This is a genomic window from Paenibacillus elgii NBRC 100335 (genome assembly GCF_004000865.1).
Taxonomy (GTDB): Bacteria; Bacillota; Bacilli; order Paenibacillales; family NBRC-103111; genus Paenibacillus_G; species Paenibacillus_G elgii.
The window spans coordinates 92774-107751 of record NZ_BIMB01000019.1; the positions used below are offsets into that span (position 1 = coordinate 92774).

Annotated in this window: 17 protein-coding genes and 1 pseudogene; 6 read left to right on the top strand and 12 right to left on the bottom strand. The window is 56.2% G+C overall.

The features are described from left to right. Positions 1 to 95: 95 nt before the first annotated feature. The 4 genes from floT to fucU all read right to left on the bottom strand — a co-directional run bounded on the left by floT (position 96) and on the right by fucU (position 3659). Positions 96 to 1631, bottom strand: coding sequence for a flotillin lipid rafts scaffold protein FloT (gene floT / locus PEL01S_RS16265; protein WP_127461026.1), 1536 nt, complete (start codon positions 1629 to 1631; stop codon positions 96 to 98). A gap of 24 nt (positions 1632 to 1655) precedes the next feature. After that, the gene (locus PEL01S_RS16270) at positions 1656 to 2189 is read right to left on the bottom strand and encodes an NfeD family membrane protein (RefSeq protein WP_127461027.1); all 534 of its coding nucleotides are present in this window, start codon (positions 2187 to 2189) and stop codon (positions 1656 to 1658) included. A 144-nt stretch (positions 2190 to 2333) separates the two neighbouring features. Beyond that, entirely contained in the window at positions 2334 to 3143 is an 810-nt protein-coding gene (locus tag PEL01S_RS16275) for a hypothetical protein (protein ID WP_063180687.1), read from the bottom strand. An 84-nt stretch (positions 3144 to 3227) separates the two neighbouring features. Continuing rightward, positions 3228 to 3659 (bottom strand): L-fucose mutarotase, encoded by a 432-nt coding sequence (gene fucU / locus PEL01S_RS16280; RefSeq protein WP_127461028.1) that lies wholly within the window; start codon positions 3657 to 3659, stop codon positions 3228 to 3230. Positions 3660 to 3902: 243 nt separating this feature from the next. On the opposite strand from fucU, the gene PEL01S_RS16285 reads away from it, so the two are divergent. Next, a complete protein-coding gene (locus tag PEL01S_RS16285) occupies positions 3903 to 4889 on the top strand; it encodes a YpdA family putative bacillithiol disulfide reductase (RefSeq protein ID WP_127461029.1) in 987 nt (328 codons plus the stop codon). 66 nt (positions 4890 to 4955) lie between these two features. Here the strand turns inward: PEL01S_RS16285 and PEL01S_RS16290 are convergent, their stop codons facing one another. Beyond that, a complete protein-coding gene (locus PEL01S_RS16290) occupies positions 4956 to 5684 on the bottom strand; it encodes a phosphonate ABC transporter ATP-binding protein (RefSeq protein WP_127461030.1) in 729 nt (242 codons plus the stop codon). Between the two features lie 150 nt (positions 5685 to 5834). Here PEL01S_RS16290 and PEL01S_RS34525 point away from each other — a divergent pair, with 150 nt between their 5' ends. Then, the gene (locus PEL01S_RS34525) at positions 5835 to 5999 is read left to right on the top strand and encodes a hypothetical protein (RefSeq protein WP_164824286.1); all 165 of its coding nucleotides are present in this window, start codon (positions 5835 to 5837) and stop codon (positions 5997 to 5999) included. A gap of 95 nt (positions 6000 to 6094) precedes the next feature. Here the strand turns inward: PEL01S_RS34525 and PEL01S_RS34530 are convergent, their stop codons facing one another. Next, positions 6095 to 6241: a hypothetical protein gene (locus PEL01S_RS34530; protein ID WP_010495361.1), complete on the bottom strand. Its 147-nt coding sequence runs from the start codon at positions 6239 to 6241 to the stop codon at positions 6095 to 6097. A 187-nt stretch (positions 6242 to 6428) separates the two neighbouring features. Here PEL01S_RS34530 and PEL01S_RS16295 point away from each other — a divergent pair, with 187 nt between their 5' ends. The 3 genes from PEL01S_RS16295 (at position 6429) to PEL01S_RS16305 (ending at position 8258) form a co-directional block, all read left to right on the top strand. Continuing rightward, positions 6429 to 6599 (top strand): aspartyl-phosphate phosphatase Spo0E family protein, encoded by a 171-nt coding sequence (locus PEL01S_RS16295; protein ID WP_082866904.1) that lies wholly within the window; start codon positions 6429 to 6431, stop codon positions 6597 to 6599. Between the two features lie 171 nt (positions 6600 to 6770). Next, on the top strand, positions 6771 to 6953 hold the full coding sequence (locus tag PEL01S_RS16300) for a hypothetical protein (protein ID WP_063180678.1): 183 nt from the start codon (positions 6771 to 6773) through the stop codon (positions 6951 to 6953). 129 nt (positions 6954 to 7082) lie between these two features. Beyond that, on the top strand, positions 7083 to 8258 hold the full coding sequence (locus tag PEL01S_RS16305; protein ID WP_127461031.1) for a M20 family metallopeptidase: 1176 nt from the start codon (positions 7083 to 7085) through the stop codon (positions 8256 to 8258). A 73-nt stretch (positions 8259 to 8331) separates the two neighbouring features. Here the strand turns inward: PEL01S_RS16305 and PEL01S_RS16310 are convergent, their stop codons facing one another. From PEL01S_RS16310 to PEL01S_RS16320, 3 genes are all read right to left on the bottom strand, one after another. Next, entirely contained in the window at positions 8332 to 9054 is a 723-nt protein-coding gene (locus tag PEL01S_RS16310) for an amino acid ABC transporter ATP-binding protein (protein WP_108532015.1), read from the bottom strand. After that, positions 9047 to 9727 carry an amino acid ABC transporter permease gene (locus tag PEL01S_RS16315; protein ID WP_063180672.1) on the bottom strand — a complete coding sequence of 227 codons (681 nt, stop codon included), beginning with the start codon at positions 9725 to 9727 and terminating at the stop codon, positions 9047 to 9049. Before PEL01S_RS16315 ends, PEL01S_RS16310 begins: the two co-directional genes overlap by 8 nt. 114 nt (positions 9728 to 9841) lie before the next feature. Then, complete coding sequence (locus tag PEL01S_RS16320) at positions 9842 to 10705, bottom strand: transporter substrate-binding domain-containing protein (protein WP_127461032.1); 864 nt, start codon at positions 10703 to 10705, stop codon at positions 9842 to 9844. 129 nt (positions 10706 to 10834) lie between these two features. Between PEL01S_RS16320 and PEL01S_RS16325 the strand changes: the two genes are divergently transcribed. Continuing rightward, a complete protein-coding gene (locus PEL01S_RS16325; RefSeq protein ID WP_371860709.1) occupies positions 10835 to 12139 on the top strand; it encodes an MFS transporter in 1305 nt (434 codons plus the stop codon). A 65-nt stretch (positions 12140 to 12204) separates the two neighbouring features. On the opposite strand, the pseudogene PEL01S_RS16330 reads toward PEL01S_RS16325, so the two are convergent. The 3 genes and pseudogenes from PEL01S_RS16330 to ssuD form a co-directional block, all read right to left on the bottom strand. Beyond that, positions 12205 to 12951 (bottom strand): annotated as a pseudogene (locus tag PEL01S_RS16330) (ATP-binding cassette domain-containing protein); the annotation flags it as partial. Between the two features lie 24 nt (positions 12952 to 12975). After that, positions 12976 to 13758 (bottom strand): aliphatic sulfonate ABC transporter permease SsuC, encoded by a 783-nt coding sequence (ssuC, locus tag PEL01S_RS16335; protein WP_127461034.1) that lies wholly within the window; start codon positions 13756 to 13758, stop codon positions 12976 to 12978. Further along, positions 13727 to 14953 carry an FMNH2-dependent alkanesulfonate monooxygenase gene (gene ssuD, locus PEL01S_RS16340; protein WP_127461035.1) on the bottom strand — a complete coding sequence of 409 codons (1227 nt, stop codon included), beginning with the start codon at positions 14951 to 14953 and terminating at the stop codon, positions 13727 to 13729. Before ssuD ends, ssuC begins: the two co-directional genes overlap by 32 nt. Positions 14954 to 14978 lie beyond the last annotated feature (25 nt).

Sequence of the window (14978 nt, forward strand, 5' to 3'; positions counted from 1 at the left end):
GCCGCCCTTGATACGCACACGTGGAAACGTGCCGCTTTCTCCATTATAATCCAGAACGGGCCGCGCGTAAAATCGGACTGCCCGCCTAACCCCGCTTACACTTCCGGCTTTGCAGTCGAATCGGCAGGAGCGGCCGGAACGAGAGCCGGTTGATTCGCCGCGGAAGTCTGCTGACTCGTGCGATTCGTTAAGCCTTTCACCAGCTTCTCCACGTCCAATCCGCTGACGCTCTTCAGCATTTCCGGCGCTGTCGCCATCAGCTGCGTCACGTAGTTGCTGAGCCGCGTCGCACCTTCGCCATGACCGGTATCGACGACCGTAAGCTTGTCGATCGATTTGATCGGCTCGGCCACCTTGCCCGCCAGCTCCGGCAGCATCTTGACGATGATGTCGAGAACGGCCGCCTCGCCGAACTTCTCGAACGCCTCCGCGAGCTTCTGCTTCGCTTCCGCTTCGGCCAAGCCGCGCAGCCGGATCACCTCCGCCTCCGCCGTCCCTTTGGCCCGCTCGGCATCCGCAATCGCCAGACCTTCAAGCCGCTTCTGCTCCGCCTGCGCTTTCGCCTCCGCTTCGATGCGGTACTGCATGGCGTCCGCTTGCGTGATCTGCTTCGCCTTCTCCGCTTCCGCCGCCTGAACGACCGCATACCGGTCGGCATCCGCCTTCTTCTTCACCTCGGCGTCGTACTGCTTCTCGCGGCGAAGAATCTCCTTCGCTTCGAGGTCGATTTCGCGCTCCTTCCGCACGAGCTCGACCCGCATCTGCTCCTCGACAACGCTTTGCTTCGAACGTGCTTCCTGGATGTGGTACGCCTGGTCCGCTTCCGCGCGGGCCATATCCTGATCTTTCTTGAAGGCAGCTACCTTCAGCTCCTTCTCCTTCGAAGCCTCGGCGATGTTCGTGTCCCGCAGCAGCTCGGCCTTCTGCCCTTCCTCCTCGGCGCGCGCCTTCTGAATCCGCGAATCGCGAAGCGCTTCCGCTTCGGCGATTTCCGCATCCCGCTTCACGGCGGCAATTCTCGGCTTCCCGAGCGCCTCCAGATAACCCTGCTTGTCGCGGACGTCCTTAATCGTGAAGGAAACGATTTGCAGGCCCATTTTCTTCAAATCCTTGGCCGCCACACCTTGAACCTCTTGTGCAAAGCGATCCCGGTTCCGGTACACTTCCTCAACCGTCATCGAACCGAGAATGGCCCGAAGGTGGCCTTCCAGCACTTCCTGCGCCTCTCCTTTAAGCGCTTCCGTAGGCTTGCCCATAAACTGCTCCGCCGCGGTAGCGACATCCTCGACGGACCCGCCGATCTTGATGATCGCCACGCCGTCGGCAAGTACCGGCACCCCTTGCTCCGTATATACTTCGGGAGTCGAAACATCGAGCTTATGCGACAGCAGCGACAAAAACTCGGCCCGTTGGAACACGGGAAGAATGAACGACCCGCCGCCGCGTACGATTTTGATTTTGCGTCCGCTGTCGTCCGTCAGTACGTTTTTGCTGCCTAGAAACGAACCGGTCACGATCATCGCTTCGTCCGGGCTAACCGTTTTGTACCGCGCCCAGAACGCCAGGCCCAATACTACGATAACGGCAACGACAATTACGGGAACCAACAAGGCATCGCTTATTCCATCCATCTGCACCGCTCCTTCGATAAGTAATTAATGATTGGAGTCCAGACAAGACACCAGCAGTGCGCCGTCCTTCACTTCCACCGTCACAACCTTCAGACCTGCCGCAATCTCCGTTCCGTCGAAGCTTTCCGCAATTTGATTCGTCACGCCGCCGCCGATCCGCATCAAGACCTCGCCGCTGCCCCGCGCGGGGATGGGCACGGTCACCTCGCCGATGCGCCCGACCAAATCCCGCATCGAGAAGGCGACGGAATTTTCGGTTCTCTCCATTGGCTTCACGTAAACAAAGTAAATCAGAACGGCAGATGCGGCTGCGGCCAGCAGGGATAGGACAAAGACGGCCCCCGCGACCAAAGACGTATAGCCCGTCAGCAGCACCCCTGCCCCGCCGAGCACCGTAATCGCGCTGAAGAGCACCATCGGCTGCAGCCAGTGAAGCACGTCGCCGGACATGAAATCGAACATTCCGTCCAGCGCGTTGCTGAGCAAATCGCCGAGCAGCACCGTCACCAAGGCGAATAGGACGCCGGTAATCAACAGCCCCCAATACACTCCAAGCATGTCCTTCCCTCCTGACCGTCTAGGGTTATGTACTCCATTCGTAATACGCATCATACGCGTAAAAGTTTCGTTTTTTACCTCTATTTTCCTTATTATGCAAATAAAAATCAATGCCGCGGGAAATCGACTTTCCCACGGCCATCTTTACTTCGACTTGAGCGCTAACATCTGATACACTTCCCGGGAGTCCCCCTTAAGCCGGACTTGTCCGTTCTGCATCTGCGAGGAGCCGTCGCCGTCCAGAAAAATACCGTCAACCAGCCGTCCCGGCGCAATCGTCTCAAGCACCGCCCGACGGAATTGCTCGACGGTGCACGGCTTGTCCGATACGAGCAGCCACAGGTTTTGCTGCCGGTCGAACACCGCTCCCGAGCGCAGCCTCGGCTCGTCAAACGCCGGCATGTCCTCCTTCTTCGCCTGCTCGATCCAGCGCTCCTCCGCCCCAAGCGACATGCTGACCCCGCCTTGCGCCCAGTAGCGGTTCGGATCGGTCATTCGCAGCTCCCCCGCCTCCAGCGCCACCTGCACGGAGAACGACCGCGTCACTTCGTCCCAGACGAGCGTTCCTTTCGGATAATCGATGTTGTACCAGCCGGAGCCGTAATCGTTGGGTTCGCCCTTCAATGGCTTGCCGTTGACAACGGCAATGCTGAGCAGGTCGCCGTTCCAGAAAAAGCCTCCGTTAATCCCGTAATCAGCCGTCGCAGTCACATTGGTCACGATGTGCTTCAGCTCGATATTGTCAGGAGCCGTCCGCATCGCATGCAGCTTCACTCCGTTCGCCGCCGCATACGTGGCGTATGTATAATGAACGGGAACCGGCTTTTCCCGGGGGGTTGTCCAATAAGCGGACAAAATGACGGCAATTAAATTGCCAAGCAAAAATCCCGCAAGCAAAAGCTGGAGCTGACGTTCGTTTCCGCGGGCCAGACGGTTTCTCAGCACGGCTATCATCGGCGCATCCCCATTTCATCGGAAATCATAGTCATAGATTCGTAGTCTTAATCTATGAGATTCAGGGACGGATTATGATTGGCGTTACGGCTTGACGACGCCTTTTTTGAGCACGATGTTCGCATACAACGCCCCTTCGCCCGTCGCAACGACGGCATACGCTTGCTTGGCGCGCTCATAGAACGCAAATCGCTCCACAAATGCGGGCTCGTCGGCTTCCGGCGCATGCTTCTTCACAATCGTGCGGTATTCGTCCCAGATGACCGGCTTCACCGGATCGCCGGGAACGACGGCCATTAAGGCGACCGAATGCTCCGCATAAGCGTCCAATGGAAAAAAGGTCAGGATCGCTTCGAGCAGCTCAGGTACGCCGTGCCCGTCACAGCGCACCAGACGCTGCGCATGGCTCGCCGCCGGAAAATTGGCGTCGGCAAGCACCAATTCATCGCCGTGCCCCATTTCCATCATAATTTTGAACAATTCGGGGGAAAGAATCGAAGGAATGCCTTTTAACATATCCATACCTCCAAGGGGCTAGTTTCGTGCCGCCGTATCGCAGCGTTCAAGCTAATCCTAGGGCAGCAGGCCAGTTTTTGTCAACGGTTCCATAACCGCGAGGCTAATTAAAAGTCCGGCGTACAGCCTAAAGGGTCCCGTGTAAACATAGCGTTGGCATCTGTTGGCCCGATAAGGTACTATGGGTAGAGGATTAACAGAATTCTCTATCTATACATTCGAAAAAGCGGGTGAAGCATTCCAATGGAAGAAGTTGTCATTATCGGCGCGGGTCCTTGCGGCCTATCGGCAGCCCTGGAGCTGCAGAAGATCGGCATCGACCCTCTTATTATCGAAAAAGAGTGCGTTGTGCATTCGATATACTTATATCCGACGTACATGCAATTTTTCAGCACGCCGGAGCTGCTTGAGATCGGCGGTTACCCGTTCTCGACGCCTAACGATAAGCCTTACCGGCTGGAAGCGTTGAATTATTACCGGAATGTGGCGGCCCGCAGCGGTATGCGCATTCGTCCCTACCATACGGCAACCCAGTTGGCGGTACAGCCGGGGGGAACCTTCGAGCTGACGGTGCAGAATCGTTTCGGTTCGGCTACAACGATAGCCGCGCGGCATGTCATTGTCGCCACCGGCTATTTCTCGCAGCCGAATATGCTCGGCATTCCGGGAGAGGAATTAAGCAAGGTGACGCACTACTTCCGCGAAGCTCATCCGTATACCGGCACGAAGGTCGCGATCATCGGCGGAAGCAACTCCGCGATCGATGCTGCAATGGAGCTGCTGCGGGCGGGCGCCGAGGTGACCGTCGTTTACCGGGGCGAAACCTATTCGCCGGTCATTAAGCCGTGGGTTAAGCCAATCTTCGAAAGCATGGTCAATAAAGGCCGCATTCGGATGCTGTTTCAATCCCGGGTTGTCCGCATTACGGAAACGTCCGTCACCGTATCTCGCGAAGGACGCGAAGAGGAATTCGATAACGACTTCGTCCTGGCGCTGACCGGCTTCCGTCCGGACCGCGGTCTGCTGGCGGGAGCCGGGGCCATTGTGTCAGAGCCGGACGGGATTCCCCAGTACGATCCGGCCACGATGGAAACGACCGTTCCCGGGCTGTTCGTCGCCGGTGTCATCGCTTCGGGCGCGAACGCCAACGAGGTGTTTATCGAAACCGGCCGTTTGCACGGCGGATTGATTGCAAAGCGAATCGCGGCTTGCGATCCCGCGGTTAACTAAAGAAAGGTCGACCTGGACATCGATGTCCGGGCCGACCTTCTTCATTGTACGTATGTAATACTCCAATTAAAAAATAAGTTCCTTCTCCCGCTGCGTCAACCGCCGGCCCGCAATATCGACCACGAGCTTCCCGTCCGACAGTCCCCAGATGCGAGAGCCGAATTTTTCCGCGAGCTCCACCTGATGCAGACTGCAAAACACAAGAAGCTTATGCTTCTGGCAGATGGACTTGAAATCCTGCATGACGAGGCTCGCTGCCTCCGGGTCCAAGCCGGACACCGGCTCGTCCGCGAAAATCACCTTGGCTCCCTTGATCAGCGCCTTGCAGATCGCGACGCGCTGCTTCTCCCCGCCGCTCAGCTTCTCCACCGGCTCGTGCGCTTTGTCGAGCAGTCCTACTTTATCGAGGTAATCCATCGCTTCCATATGGTCGTCTTCCGAAACGGAATTCGTCAAAAAGCGCCACCACGATTTTTTGAACAGCAGCGCGCTGAGTACATTTTTCAAAGCCGTCTTTTTCAGATTCAAGCTCGGCTTCTCCTCCAGATAGGCCCACTGCTTGTTCAATTGGAACTTCTCCCAGACTCCGACGCCCGAAATATCCTTTCCGTCGTAAATATACTGGCCCTCGTTCCATTTTTCCTTGAGCATCAAGCACCGGAAAAAGGTCGTTTTGCCGCTCCCGCTTGCGCCAAGCAGCGCCACCAGCTCCCCTTCGTCCGCATGAAAGCTGACGCGGTCCAGAACGCGCTGCCCGGATGGGAACGATTTGGTTAGATTGCGTACGATGATCATCCGTCCGATGTCTCCTTTGTTCGAGCCAAAGCAATTGCAGGCTTGTTGTGTCTTTGTATAAATATAACATGTTCCGCCACATAAAAACCATAAAGGAGCACATCCTATTAGATGCTTATCCCGTAGATCCCGAAGAGGAGGAACAAACGCGTGAAGCACCAATTGGTCAAGCTCGTCTCCGAACAAGCGGGTATTACCGAAGGGCAGGCGGACAAAGCGGTCGAAGCGGTCGTGGGCTATTTCAAAACCCGCCTCCCGGACGAGACAAACGATGAGATCGCCAATCTGGCCATCGGGCACAATAACGAAGCTTAACAAATGCGGAAAAACGGTAAAACTGCCCGTTCTCCGGGGTTTTACCGTTTTCGCTTTCGCTTCTCTGCCAAATCCCCGTCGGTGCCGTTCTTCCGCTATTGAGGATTCGTTTCCTTCGGAATTTCATTCAAGTTCGGAGGGCGGTCCGCCACCTTACCCGCATGCATGACCGCCTCTTCTTCCGTGAATTTGTTCTCCTTGAAATTCGGATTGTTTTTCGTATTCGCCTTGGCACTGTCCATGTTCGGCTCACCTCCCGTCGACCGTAATATACCGCTTCCCCGATGGGATTATACGGTCGGCCGGCTTCTTTAAAAAAAATTAATAATCGGCTCGACAATCATTTACATATTTTACAACCGGTTTGAATTATAATAGACTGATAGTGGACTTACTATTTTTAGAGCGTTAGGATGGGGTCTGAAACCGATGGAAGAAGCGGAAATGAGACGGCATTTGGAGCGAATGCAGATGCAGCTTTACTTACTTGTGGAAGAAAAAGGTAGTTTCGTTGATCCCCGGGTAGTAGAGCTCAGCCAAAAAATAGATCGTCTGATCTTGTCCATCCAACGTCTTCGGATGCAGGAACGGATAAAATAACCGAGGCCGGACGGGCCTCTTTTTTGTGCGCTCCACTTGCAATATGTTACATGATATGTTATATTGAAACCAAGGAAAATCAAGGATTTTTCCGAAAAATACACTCAAGTCCCCTGCCAAATACAGCTTATTGATGCACTCTCAAACCCTAATGAGAAGGAGCGATGCACCATGAGTTATGAAGCACGCGAGCCGCAGGAGCAAAAAATTTCCGTCGAGCTAACCTTGAACGAGGCTTTGGCATTGACCGGCGTTCGATTCCGGCAAAATCATAAACTGGAAGTCGATGCGGTGCAAAAAATTAAAAAGCAGCTTGAAGAGCAAATCATCGACAAGCGCCACAGCCTGCAATAACCGAACAGAATTGTGAAACGACACCCGGACCCCGTTTCTGCAAGCCCTTGCAGCGGGGTCTTTCTTTGTTTGCTCCGCTTTTTTCGTTATAATAAGGTCATGCTACAGAGAAGTAAAGGAGAATGGAACATGAAACAACAAATTGCCTCCACCATCGACCTGCACGCCCCGTCGTTCACAGAGATTTCCAGCTTTATCGGCGAGAACCCCGAGCTGGGCCACGAGGAATGGAAGGCGTCGGCGCGCCTGGTCGAAGCGTTGAAGGAACACGGCTTCACCGTACAAGCCCCTTATGCCGGTCTGCCGACGGCGTTTCTCGGGACGTACGCCGCAAGCAAGCCGGGACCGACCGTCGCCTTCTTGTGCGAGTACGACGCGCTGCCGGAGCTGGGACATGCTTGCGGACATCATCTAATTTGCGTAATGGGCCTTGCGGCGGCTGTCGGACTAAAAGCCGTCATCGACCAGCTCGGCGGCACGATTCGGGTATACGGCACGCCGGCAGAGGAAACGAAAGGCGGAAAGGTCGATATGGCAGCCGCCGGCCTGTTCGACGACGTCGACATCGCCTTGATGGCCCACCCGTACTACGCGTACGAGAAATCGGGGAGCTCGCTGGCGATGGATGCGCTGCAGTTCGAGTTTTTCGGCAAGGCGGCTCATGCTGCAGCAAGCCCGTATGAAGGCGTCAACGCGCTGGATGCGGTACTGCTCCTGTTCCAATCGATCGGCGCACTGAGACAGCAGCTCCGCAGCCATGCGCGGATTCACGGCATCATTACCGAGGGCGGCAAAGCCCCGAACATTATTCCGGATTACGCGGCTGCGCAGTTTTATGTACGATCCGCAAACCGTCCGTATACGGACGAAACCGTGCAAAAGGTGATCCGTTGTGCTGAAGGCGCCGCACTGCAAACCGGTTGTACGGTGAAATGGTCGAATTACGAGTACTCCTATGACGAACTGATTACAAATACTCCTTTGTCGGACACGTTTACCCGCAATCTCGTCGGTCTGGGCATCCGGGAAGACGAGATTCAATACGGCAAGGACCACGGCTCGCTCGATCTTGGGAACGTGTCGCGGCATTGTCCGTCGATCCACCCGTACGTCAAGGTCGTCGACGAAAAGCATTTGCTGCACACGAAGGAATTCCGCGATCTGGCCATGCAGCCCCGGGCCTTCGAAGGCATGCTGCTCGGCGCCAAAGCGCTGGCGTACACCGCTTACGATGTACTGGCCGACCCTGCCCTGCTGCAGTCGATCCGCGACGAATTCGAACGCAGCGTAAACGCTGCCGAATAAACGAAGCGCTAAAAAGCCGCGACCCGGTTTCGAACCGGATGTTCGCGGCTTTACTTTTTTTATAAGGATACGGTTAGAGCACCTTGGCCAAAAATTCTTTCGTCCGCGGATGCTGCGGATTCGAGAAGATGTCAGCCGGATTGCCCTGCTCCACGATTTTGCCGCCGTCCATAAAGATGAGGCGCTTGCCGACTTCTCTGGCAAAGCCCATCTCATGCGTGACGACGACCATTGTCATGCCTTCGGCAGCCAGCTCCTTCATGACGTCGAGCACCTCGCCGACCATCTCCGGGTCAAGCGCCGAGGTCGGCTCGTCGAACAGCATGACGGCCGGCGACATCGCCAGCGCCCGAGCAATCGCGATCCGCTGCTTCTGTCCGCCGGACAGCTGCGACGGGTAGCTGGACGCCTTGTCCGCCAATCCGATGCGCTGCAGAAGCTGCTGCGCAATCTTATCCGCCTCCGGCTTGCTGACGTTTTTCAGCTTCTGGGGCGCCAGCGTAATGTTCTCCTGCACAGTCATATGCGGGAACAGGTTGAACTGCTGGAACACCATGCCCATCCGCTGACGCAACTGATTGATATCGTGCTTGCCTCGCAGCAGTGATACGCCGTCGAATTCGATATCTCCCCCCGTCGGTTCCTCCAAAAGATTCAGGCAGCGCAGAAACGTACTTTTGCCCGAACCGCTCGGTCCGATGACGACGACGACCTCGCCTTTCGCGATCTCGATATCGATTCCGGTCAATACATGGTTAGATCCGAACGACTTCTGTAAATCGGTTACTTTAATCAGAGGACTTCATCCTCCTTTCCGCAACGCCGAGCAGCTTGGTCAGCGTGAACGTCATGATGAAGTAAATGATCGCCGCCAGGATGAGCGGCTCGAACGGCTGGAACGTATTGCCCCGAACCGTGTCGGCTTTGTACATCAGCTCGCCGATCCCGATAACGGAGACGATGGATGTTTCCTTGATCACTACGATAAATTCATTGCCGAGCGCCGGGAGAATGTTACGCAGCGCCTGCGGCAAAATGATAAAGCGCATCGCCATCGCGTGCGGCATCCCGAGGGAACGAGCCGCTTCCATTTGTCCCTTGTCGATCGACTGAATGCCCGCGCGGAACGTCTCCGCCACGTATGCGGCGCTGTTGATGGACAACGCGATAATCGCCGCCATCATATCGGGAAACGATGAACCGATTCCCGGCACCTCGGGAAATTGAATGCCCAGTTTCGGCAGCCCGTAATAAAAAATATACAGCTGCACAAGCATCGGCGTCCCGCGGATGAACTCGATATAGGAAACCGCGAACGCTTTAAGCGGCCAAAAGCGGGACATGCGCATCAAGGCAATGACCATGCCGAGCAGCACCCCGAAAATGACGGTGAAGATGGACAAAATGAGCGTCATCTTCGCTCCGTCGATAAAAAACATGTAGTATTTGGATAAAAATGAAAAATCCATGCGTTCCCCCCCTTTCTATCAAATAAGCGTTATAACCGAACAAAAACCCGCCGGAGAATTCCGCTCAGGTTTTTGTCGGAGTGCTGCAAGGAACGGACGGTCCCGCCCTCTTGCTTATTGCGTATCGACTTGCTCGTTCGCTTCAGCTACCATTTTATCGATGGACTTGGCGCCCATCAGGCGGTCCAACGTTTTGTTCATCGCTTCCACGAGATCAGAGCTGCCTTTTTTCACGGCAATAGCCGATCCGCTGTCTTCCGTACTCAGCTTAATGTCCGCAAGCACCAAATCTTTGTTTTTGCTCAAGTAAGCTTCGGCTACCGGCTGCTCAACGACCAGAGCTTCGACTTTTTTGTTTTTCAGCTCCAGCATCAAGTCAGAAATTTTGCCGAGCGCCTTCAGCTCGGAACCTGGCATTTGCTCTTTAATGATTTTTTCTTGGGTCGCACCTTTTTGACCGGCAACTTTCTTGCCTTTCAGGTCATCGATGGACTTGTATTTATCTTTGTCCTCCGCGCGGACAGCCACGCGTTGGATAGCCGTGTAGTAGATTTTGGAGAAATCCACGTTCTTCTTGCGTTCTTCCGTCGGCGTCATACCGGCGAGAATGAAGTCGATGTTGCCGGAATCCAGAGCGGCAAGCAGACCTTCGTATTTCATATCTTTGATTTCGAGCGTAACACCGAGGTCTTTGGCAATCTCTTTGGCGATCTCGATATCAAAGCCGATGATTTCATCCTTTTTGTTAATTTCCTTGTGGAACTCATACGGAGGATAGTCGGCGCTCGTGCCTAATACGATTTTGCCCGCTTTTTTAATTTGTTCAAGCTTGGAGTCCTTGGACGCCGGTGTCGTTGCGGCCGCATCTCCCCCGGTTGCCGGCTTGTCGGCGGTCGTAGCTGCAGGCTTCGTGCCGCATGCGGATACGATCAGCGTAAAGCAGAGGAGCATAAAGATGATGGCTTTGTTTTTAGTCACTGGTCAAATCTCCTTTCTCTTTAACTTGTACATTATATAATAGACGTTCGCCATTTACAATCTGTATATGCATATTCATGAATAAAGCATGGAATAGAACTAGGAATTATGGAACAAAATAACATTCACATGTCGACCGGACTACCGGAGGCTTTCTTTCATCCCAAAAACCTAACCCTCTCTCGGAAAGGTGGTTCGACAGGCTTGGAAGCGAAAAAAACGTGGGATCTGGCAGCAGTTTCCTCCATTCCGCTCATCATGACTTTGGGCAATTCCATGCTTATTCCCATATTACCTGCTTTAGAACGGACGCTGCATGTGACCTCCCTTCAAATCAGTCTGCTGATCACGGTATATTCCGTCGTCGCCATCGTCCTGATTCCGATTGCGGGCTATCTGTCGGACCGGTTCGGACGCAAAAAAATCATCATCCCCAGCCTCTTGATCGCCGGAGCGGGTGGATTGCTTTGCGCCTTGGCGCCGTGGCTCAGTCAGAATGCTGCCTATCCCCTCATTCTGGCGGGCCGGTTCATCCAAGGAATCGGCGCTGCAGGAGCCGCTCCGATCGTCATGCCGCTCGTAGGCGACATGTTCCAAAAAGAAAGCGACGTCAGCAGCGGGCTCGGCATGATCGAAACCTCGAATACGTTCGGCAAAGTGCTTAGTCCGATGATAGGCTCGCTGCTTGCGCTGTGGACTTGGACCGCTGTCTTTTACGCGATTCCGGTGCTGTGCCTCGTCTCTGTCCTGTTGGTCGCATGTCTGGTGCGGACACCGAAATCCGAGAGCAAGCAAGACACGAGCTTCCGAAGCTTTGTCGCCATGCTGAGGACAATCGCCCGCAACGAGGGACGGTGGCTTGCCGCGATCTTTGTCATCGGGGTCATTGCGATGTTCGTCTTGTTCGGCATCCTGTTCTACTTATCCGAAACGTTGGAGGAACGATTCGGAATTCAGGGACTGGTCAAAGGCTGCCTGCTCGCCGTTCCTTTATCCGCTTTATGTCTGTCGTCCTTTCTGGCCGGCAAAGCGATCGGGGAAAACAAGCCGCGCATGAAATGGCTGACGGTAACCGGGCTCGTTCTTCTTGGAGCGGCGCTCGTCTGTATAGCGTTGCCCGGGGTAACCCGGCTGTGGCTGCTGTTCGTGTGGGTCGGCCTTGGAGGCATCGGAATCGGCATCGCTCTCCCCTGCTTGGACGCCTTGATTACGGAAGGAATCAAGAAGGAGCAGCGGGGTACGGTAAGCGCGGTATACAGCAGCATGCGCTTTATCGGGGTAGCTGCCGGTCCACCGTTCATCTCCGTCGGAATCAAATGGCCGTCGGCCGTGCTGTTCGGGCTGCTCGCGGGCATCGCAGTCGCAGGGGTCCTTGTCGCGCTGTTCGCGATTAAGCCTGCGCAAGTGGAGGCCACAACGGCAAAAGGCCGTTGAGTCTTGTGCTCAACGGCAGAACCGCGGCTGGGATGACGCTTATAGTCCGGTCTCAGTGCCGGAACGCCGGAGGGAGCCCTCTCCGGGTCCGATCCCATCACGCGATCCAGAATCATCTTTTCGTAGTAGGCAAAGCCGCTGTCTCGCTCACGCGGACGGGCTAACGAAATCGGGATGTTCAGGGCAACCGCGCCGTCTTCGATGAGTACGACCCGGTCAGCCAGCGCGACGGCTTCGCTAACATCGTGCGTGACGAGAACGGCGGAGAACCCCTGCTCCAGCCATAGCCGTTCGAGCAGCCGCTGCATTTCGATGCGGGTAAGCGCATCAAGCGCACCCAGCGGCTCGTCAAGCAGCAGCAGGCGCGGAGCGCCGGCCAGCGCCCGAGCGAGCGCGATTCGCTGCTTCTGTCCGCCGGACAATACCCCTGGCCATTCGTCCGCCCGCTCCTCCAAGCTGACCAAGCGAAGCGCTTCGCGCGCCTTCGCCCGGTCCCCTGTCTTCGCGCCGATCTGTACGTTCGCCAGCACTTTTTTCCACGGAAGCAGCCGGGCTTCCTGGAACAGCAGCCTCGTGTCGGGGTCGATTCCTTCAAGCTCCCTCCCGTCCAACAGCATAGTACCTTCGTTGGCCTTCTCCAACCCGCCCACGAGCCGGAGCAGCGTGCTTTTCCCGCAGCCGCTTCGGCCGACTATGGCCACAAACTCGCCCGCGTTCAAATCGAGCGTAATCTCTTTCAGCACGGTACGATCTCCGAACCGCTTGGTCACACGGCGGATATTCAGCCGGATGCCGCCTTGTCTTGCACTCATACGGAACCCTCCTTCGGTTCAAGGTCAGGCCTTCTTAAAATTCGGGTGCCACTGCAGCCAACGCCGCTCAAGCCCTTTGGCAAGCGCATCCGACAGCTTCCCAAGTAACGCATAGATGATGATGCTGAGCACCACGACGTCCATCTGCATGAATTCCCGCGCATGCATCGCCATGTAGCCGATGCCGGAATCGGCGGAGATCGTCTCGGCCACGATCAGCGTGATCCACATGATCCCTAGCGCGTAACGCACCCCGACCAGAATACTGGGAAGCGCGCCGGGCAGGATGACCTGCCAGAACAACGGGAGGCCCTGCAAGCCGTATACTTTGCCCATTTCAATCAAGCCCGGATCGACGGAGCGGATACCGTGAAACGTATTCAGGTAAACCGGAAAAGCGCAGCCCAGCGCGACCAAAAACAGCTTCGCCTCTTCCCCGATGCCGAACCATAGAATGACGAGCGGAATGAGGGCCAAATGCGGGATGGTGCGGATCATCTGCATGGACGAGTCCGTCAGCTTCTCCAGCAGCGGCGATACCCCGTTCGCGAGTCCGAGCGTCAGGCCGATCCCTCCGCCGACGGCAAAGCCGAGCAATGCCCGTTTCGCGCTGATCCCGATATGTTGAAGCAGCGTCCCCTTCTCGGCGAGCGGAATGAAGGCCTGGATGACCTGCAAAGGCGTCGGCAAAATGCGTGTCGAGATGAAGCCGGTCTGTCCGAGCAGCTGCCATATCAGCACAATGGCGACCGGGACGAGCCAGGGCAGCCAGCCTTTAGCGCGTGAGTCGCGGAATACGGCCTTCATCGGCTTGCACCTCGTTTTCTTTGACGAATAAGGGGTCTTGCTTCGTCGGCAGGTCGTTGTTGGCGATAATTTCGCCAAACGGACTTGCCGAGGAAACGCCGGCAGATGCAGCTTCCGGATCGCCGGAGGTTCCTATTAGATCGCGCTTCAACGGCAGTAGCGGGAACACCAGTTCCGCCATCCGGTAAGCCTCCTCCAGATGCGGGTAACCGGATAAAATGAACGTGTCGATACCGAGCTCCGCATATTGTTTCATTCGGGCCGCCACCGTCTCGGGATCTCCGACGAGCGCCGTTCCCGCGCCGCCGCGCACCAGACCGATGCCGGCCCACAGATTCGGGCTAATCTCCAGCTCCTCGCGCTTCCCGCCGTGCAGCTCCGCCATCCGGCGCTGCCCGACGGAGTCGAAACGGGCGAACACCTGCTGCGCTTGCGCGATCGTCTCGTCGTCCACATAGCGGATCAGCTCGTCGGCTGCGCTCCAAGCCTCCTTCTCCGTCTCCCGGACGATGACGTGGAGCCGGATGCCGAACCTCACCTGCCGTCCCTTCGCTTCGGCCAGCTTACGCACGCGCTTGATTTTGGCCTCGACCTGAGCCGGCGGCTCGCCCCAAGTCAAGTACACGTCGGTATGCTCCGCTGCAATTGACTGGGCGATATCGGAGGAGCCACCGAAATAGAGCGGAGGATGCGGCTTTTGCAGCGATGGGTACAGCAGCGTACCGCCTTTGACGGTCAAATAGTCGCCCTCGAAGGTAACTTCCCCGTCCTCCAGCCCTTTCCGCCATATATTCAGAAATTCTTCCGTCAGCTCATAGCGCGATGTATGATCAAGGAATAAGCCGTCGCCGGCATTTTCCACCGGATCACCGCCGGTGACCACATTGATCAGCAGCCGCCCGCCGGACAGGCGGTCCAGCGTGGCGGCCATGCGAGCCGACAGCATCGGCGACATCAGTCCCGGGCGGATAGCAACCAGAAACTTAAGACGCTTGGTCTGCGGAACGAGTGCCGAGGCGACGATCCAAGCGTCTTCGCACGATTTCCCCGTCGGCAGCAGCACACCCCCGTATCCGAGCCGGTCGGCCGCCTGGGCGATTTGACTCATATAGGAAAAATCAACGGCGCGGGCTCCCTTCCGCGTGCCCAAGTAGCGGCCGTCTCCGTGTGTCGGGATAAACCAGAACACTTCCATCGTCCGTCATCCTTTCCAGGTTGTT

Excerpts from the sequence above, each read along its gene's own strand:
- fucU (WP_127461028.1), bottom strand. The coding sequence starts at position 3,659 with ATGTTAAAAGGCATTCCTTCGATTCTTTCCCCCGAATTGTTCAAAATT.
- PEL01S_RS34530 (WP_010495361.1), bottom strand. The coding sequence starts at position 6,241 with ATGGACAGTGCCAAGGCGAATACGAAAAACAATCCGAATTTCAAGGAG.
- PEL01S_RS16325 (WP_371860709.1), top strand. The coding sequence starts at position 10,835 with ATGTCGACCGGACTACCGGAGGCTTTCTTTCATCCCAAAAACCTAACC.
- ssuD (WP_127461035.1), bottom strand. The coding sequence starts at position 14,953 with ATGGAAGTGTTCTGGTTTATCCCGACACACGGAGACGGCCGCTACTTG.
- PEL01S_RS16275 (WP_063180687.1), bottom strand. The coding sequence starts at position 3,143 with ATGATAGCCGTGCTGAGAAACCGTCTGGCCCGCGGAAACGAACGTCAG.
- PEL01S_RS16295 (WP_082866904.1), top strand. The coding sequence starts at position 6,429 with ATGGAAGAAGCGGAAATGAGACGGCATTTGGAGCGAATGCAGATGCAG.
- ssuC (WP_127461034.1), bottom strand. The coding sequence starts at position 13,758 with ATGAAGGCCGTATTCCGCGACTCACGCGCTAAAGGCTGGCTGCCCTGG.
- floT (WP_127461026.1), bottom strand. The coding sequence starts at position 1,631 with ATGGATGGAATAAGCGATGCCTTGTTGGTTCCCGTAATTGTCGTTGCC.
- PEL01S_RS16270 (WP_127461027.1), bottom strand. The coding sequence starts at position 2,189 with ATGCTTGGAGTGTATTGGGGGCTGTTGATTACCGGCGTCCTATTCGCC.
- PEL01S_RS16315 (WP_063180672.1), bottom strand. The coding sequence starts at position 9,727 with ATGGATTTTTCATTTTTATCCAAATACTACATGTTTTTTATCGACGGA.
- PEL01S_RS16305 (WP_127461031.1), top strand. The coding sequence starts at position 7,083 with ATGAAACAACAAATTGCCTCCACCATCGACCTGCACGCCCCGTCGTTC.
- PEL01S_RS16285 (WP_127461029.1), top strand. The coding sequence starts at position 3,903 with ATGGAAGAAGTTGTCATTATCGGCGCGGGTCCTTGCGGCCTATCGGCA.
- PEL01S_RS16290 (WP_127461030.1), bottom strand. The coding sequence starts at position 5,684 with ATGATCATCGTACGCAATCTAACCAAATCGTTCCCATCCGGGCAGCGC.
- PEL01S_RS16300 (WP_063180678.1), top strand. The coding sequence starts at position 6,771 with ATGAGTTATGAAGCACGCGAGCCGCAGGAGCAAAAAATTTCCGTCGAG.